A 3,553-nucleotide genomic window follows, 5' to 3' on the forward strand; every position below is an offset into this window, starting at 1 on the left:
CTGACGCCCCGGCCCCTCCTGAACTCCAGCAGCCCCTCGTCGCGCAGATCGCGCAAGGCGCGCAGGACGGTGTTGGGGTTGATGCCCAGCGCGCCGGCGAGGTCGCGGGCCGGCGGCAGGCGGTCTCCCGGCCGGTAGGAGCCCTCGCCGATGGCCCGGCGGATGGCTCCCGCCACCTGCTCGTGCAGGGGCCGGGCGTCGTTGAGATCGAGCGTCAGCAACATGGTGCTAATGAACCTAGCATCATCGTTCACACCATGTCGATTCGTGGGATGAGCCCCTGTTTGTGGGTACGCAGAAACCCTGGATAGCATCGGTTTACGTGACCACTGTGCGGCTGAACTCAGCAGATCCCGTCTCTGTCGACACCGACGCCCTGATCGTCGGTTTCACCTCCGGGCCCGACGGTCCTGCCCCTGCCACGGGAGCCGAGTCCCTGGAGTCCGCCTTCGGCGGCAAGCTGGCCGCCTCCCTCGGCGCCGTCGCCTTCACCGGCAAGGCGGGTGAGCTGGCCAAGCTGCCGACGTTCGGCGCCATCGCCGCCCCGCTGCTGGTCGCCGTCGGTCTGGGCGACTCCCCCGACCTCGAGGGCCTGCGCCGCGCCGCCGGCGCCGCCGTGCGCTCCCTGGCCGGCACCGCCCGCGCCGCGCTCGCGCTGCCCGCCGGCACCGCCGAGGAGGCCGAGGCCGTCGCGCTCGGCGGCCTGCTCGGGGCCTACTCCTTCGGCCGTTACCGCACGAACGGCGAGCAGAAGGCGCCGGTCGGCGAGCTCACCGTGGTCTCCGGGCAGCCCGAGGGTCTCGCCGAGCGGGCGGGCGTGCTGGCCGAGTCGGTCGCCCTTGTGCGCGACCTGGTCAACACGCCTCCGTCCGACCTGTGGCCGGCGAAGTTCGCCGAGATCGCCGAGCAGGCGGGCGCGCAGGCCGGGCTGAGCGTCGAGGTGCTCGACGAGAAGCAGCTCAAGGACGGCGGTTACGGCGGCCTCATCGGCGTCGGCCAGGGCTCGGCCAACCCGCCGCGCCTGGTCCGCGTCTCCTACAGCCACCCCGAGGCCGGCAAGACCCTGGCGTTCGTCGGCAAGGGCATCACGTTCGACTCGGGCGGCCTTTCGCTCAAGCCGTCGGCGTCGATGGACTGGATGAAGTCCGACATGGGCGGCGCGGCGGCGGTGCTCGGCGCGGTGGTCGGCATCGCGAGGCTGGGCCTGCCGGTCAACGCCGTCGGCTACCTCTGCCTGGCGGAGAACCTCCCGAGCGGCACGGCGCAGCGCCCGTCCGACGTGATCCACAGCTACAGCGGCAAGACCGTCGAGGTGCTCGACACCGACGCCGAGGGCCGCCTCGTCCTCATGGACGGCATCGCCCGCGCCGCCGAGGACGACCCCGACCTGATCGTCGACATCGCCACCCTCACCGGCGCCCAGATCGTCTCGCTCGGCTGGCGCACCGCCGGTGTCATGGCCAACGACGACGCCGTCAGGGAGCTCGTCGTCGAGGCCGCCCAGGCCGCGGGCGAGGGCGCGTGGGGCATGCCGCTGCCCGAGGAGCTGCGCAAGGGCCTCGACTCGCCGATCGCCGACCTCGCCAACCTGCACCCCGAGCGCTGGGGCGGCATGCTGACCGCGGGCATCTTCCTGAAGGAGTTCGTGCCCGACGGGGTGCGCTGGGCCCACATCGACATGGCCGGCCCCGCCTTCAACAAGGGCGAGCCGTACGGCTACATCCCGAAGGGCGGCACCGGCGCCTTCACGCGCACGCTCATCGGACTGGCCGAGCGGCACGCGAGCCTGTGAAACAAATGAAAAGATGACGGCACACGAACACCCCGACAAGGAGCCTTCCCGTGGCCTATGACATCGTCGTCCTAGGGGGCGGCAGCGGCGGATACGCCTGTGCGCTTCGGGCGGCAGAGCTGGGCAAGTCGGTCGCCCTGATCGAGAAGGACAAGATCGGCGGCACCTGCCTCCACCGTGGATGCATCCCCACGAAGGCCCTGCTGCACTCCGCCGAGGTCGCCGACGAGACGCGCGAGAGCGCCTCCTTCGGCGTGAAGGCGAGCTTCGACGGCATCGACGTCCAGGGCGTCCACGCGTTCAAGGACAAGATCGTCAATCGGGCCTGGAAGGGCGTGCAGGGCCTGCTCAAGGGCGCGGGCGTGACGATCGTCGAGGGCGAGGGCCGGCTGGTCGGCCCCGGCCGCGTCCAGGTCGGGTCCGAGGTCTACGAAGGCCGCAACGTCGTCCTGGCCACGGGCTCGGCGCCCAAGACGCTGCCCGGCCTCGAGATCGACGGCGAGCGGATCATCACCAGCGAGCACACCCTGAAGATGGACCGCGTGCCGAGCTCGGTGATCGTGCTGGGCGGCGGCGTCATCGGCGTCGAGCTGGCCAGCGTCTACCGCTCGTTCGGCGCCGAGGTGACCATCGTCGAGGCGCTGCCGCACCTGCTGCCGACCGAGGAGGAGTCCAGCTCCAAGCTGCTCGAGCGGGCCTTCCGCCGCCGCGGCATCAAGTACGAGCTGGGCGTCTTCTTCGACGGCGCCAAGACCACCGAGACCGGCGTCGTCGTCACCCTGGCCAACGGCAAGACCCTCGACGCCGAGATCCTGCTCGTGGCCGTCGGCCGCGGCGCGGTCTCCTCGGGCATGGGCTTCGAGGAGCAGGGCATCGCCATCGAGCGCGGCGCCGTCGTGGTCGACGAGCACTGCCAGACGTCGGTGCCCGGCGTCTACGCCATCGGCGACCTGATCCCGACGCTGCAGCTCGCGCACGCGGGGTTCGCCGAGGGCATCATGGTGGCCGAGCACATCGCCGGTCTCAACCCGCCGCCCATCGACTACGCGGGCGTGCCGCGCATCACCTACTCAGACCCCGAGGTGGCCTCCGTCGGCATCACCTCGGCGCAGGCGGCCGAGCGCGGCATCGAGATCGTCGAACAGGTCTACGACCTCGCGGGAAACCCCAAGAGCCAGATCCTCGGCACCTCGGGCGCCGTGAAGGTCATCGCCCAGAAGGACGGCCCCGTCGTCGGCGTCCACATGGTGGGCCGGCGCATCGGCGAGCTCGTCACCGAGGGGCAGCTCATCTACAACTGGGAGGCCCTGCCCGCAGAGGTCGCCCAGCTCATCCACGCACACCCGACCCAGTCCGAGGCCGTCGGTGAGGCGATGCTGGCCCTGGCCGGCAAGCCGCTGCACGTACACAACTAGTCCAGCCCTCGAGATCAGAACGCGAGAGAAGAATAACGATGCCGGTCTCCGTACAGATGCCCCAGCTCGGCGAGAGCGTGACCGAGGGCACGGTAACCCGTTGGCTGAAGAAGGAGGGCGAGCGCGTCGAGGCCGACGAGCCGCTCCTCGAGGTCTCGACCGACAAGGTCGACACCGAGATCCCGTCGCCGTCCGCGGGTGTCCTCACCAAGATCGTCGTGGCCGAGGACGAGACCGTCGAGGTCGGCGCCGAGCTCGCCATCATCGACGAGAACGCCCAGCCGGGCGCGGCCGCCCCGGCGCCGGAGGCCCCCGCGCCGGCCGCGCCCGGCTGGGCGTTCTCGTC

4 protein-coding genes are annotated in these 3,553 nt (G+C 71.1%); 3 read left to right on the plus strand and 1 reads right to left on the minus strand.

Features of this window, described 5'->3' with window-relative positions:
• A partial coding sequence (locus C1J01_RS46965) for a GntR family transcriptional regulator (protein ID WP_146616011.1) occupies nucleotides 1-224 on the minus strand: 224 nt, incomplete at its 3' end.
• 98 nt (nucleotides 225-322) lie between these two features.
• Between C1J01_RS46965 and C1J01_RS46970 the strand changes: the two genes are divergently transcribed.
• The 3 genes from C1J01_RS46970 to C1J01_RS46980 form a co-directional block, all read left to right on the plus strand.
• Nucleotides 323-1,792, plus strand: coding sequence for a leucyl aminopeptidase (locus C1J01_RS46970; RefSeq protein WP_111185521.1), 1,470 nt, complete (start codon nucleotides 323-325; stop codon nucleotides 1,790-1,792).
• A gap of 50 nt (nucleotides 1,793-1,842) precedes the next feature.
• Nucleotides 1,843-3,207 carry a dihydrolipoyl dehydrogenase gene (gene lpdA / locus C1J01_RS46975; RefSeq protein WP_111185523.1) on the plus strand — a complete coding sequence of 455 codons (1,365 nt, stop codon included), beginning with the start codon at nucleotides 1,843-1,845 and terminating at the stop codon, nucleotides 3,205-3,207.
• Nucleotides 3,208-3,245: 38 nt separating this feature from the next.
• Nucleotides 3,246-3,553: biotin/lipoyl-containing protein (locus C1J01_RS46980; RefSeq protein WP_328589754.1), on the plus strand; the 308-nt coding region annotated here is incomplete at its 3' end.

The sequence above is a fragment of the Nonomuraea aridisoli genome (genome assembly GCF_003236395.1).
GTDB classification, from domain to species: domain Bacteria; phylum Actinomycetota; class Actinomycetes; order Streptosporangiales; family Streptosporangiaceae; genus Nonomuraea; species Nonomuraea aridisoli.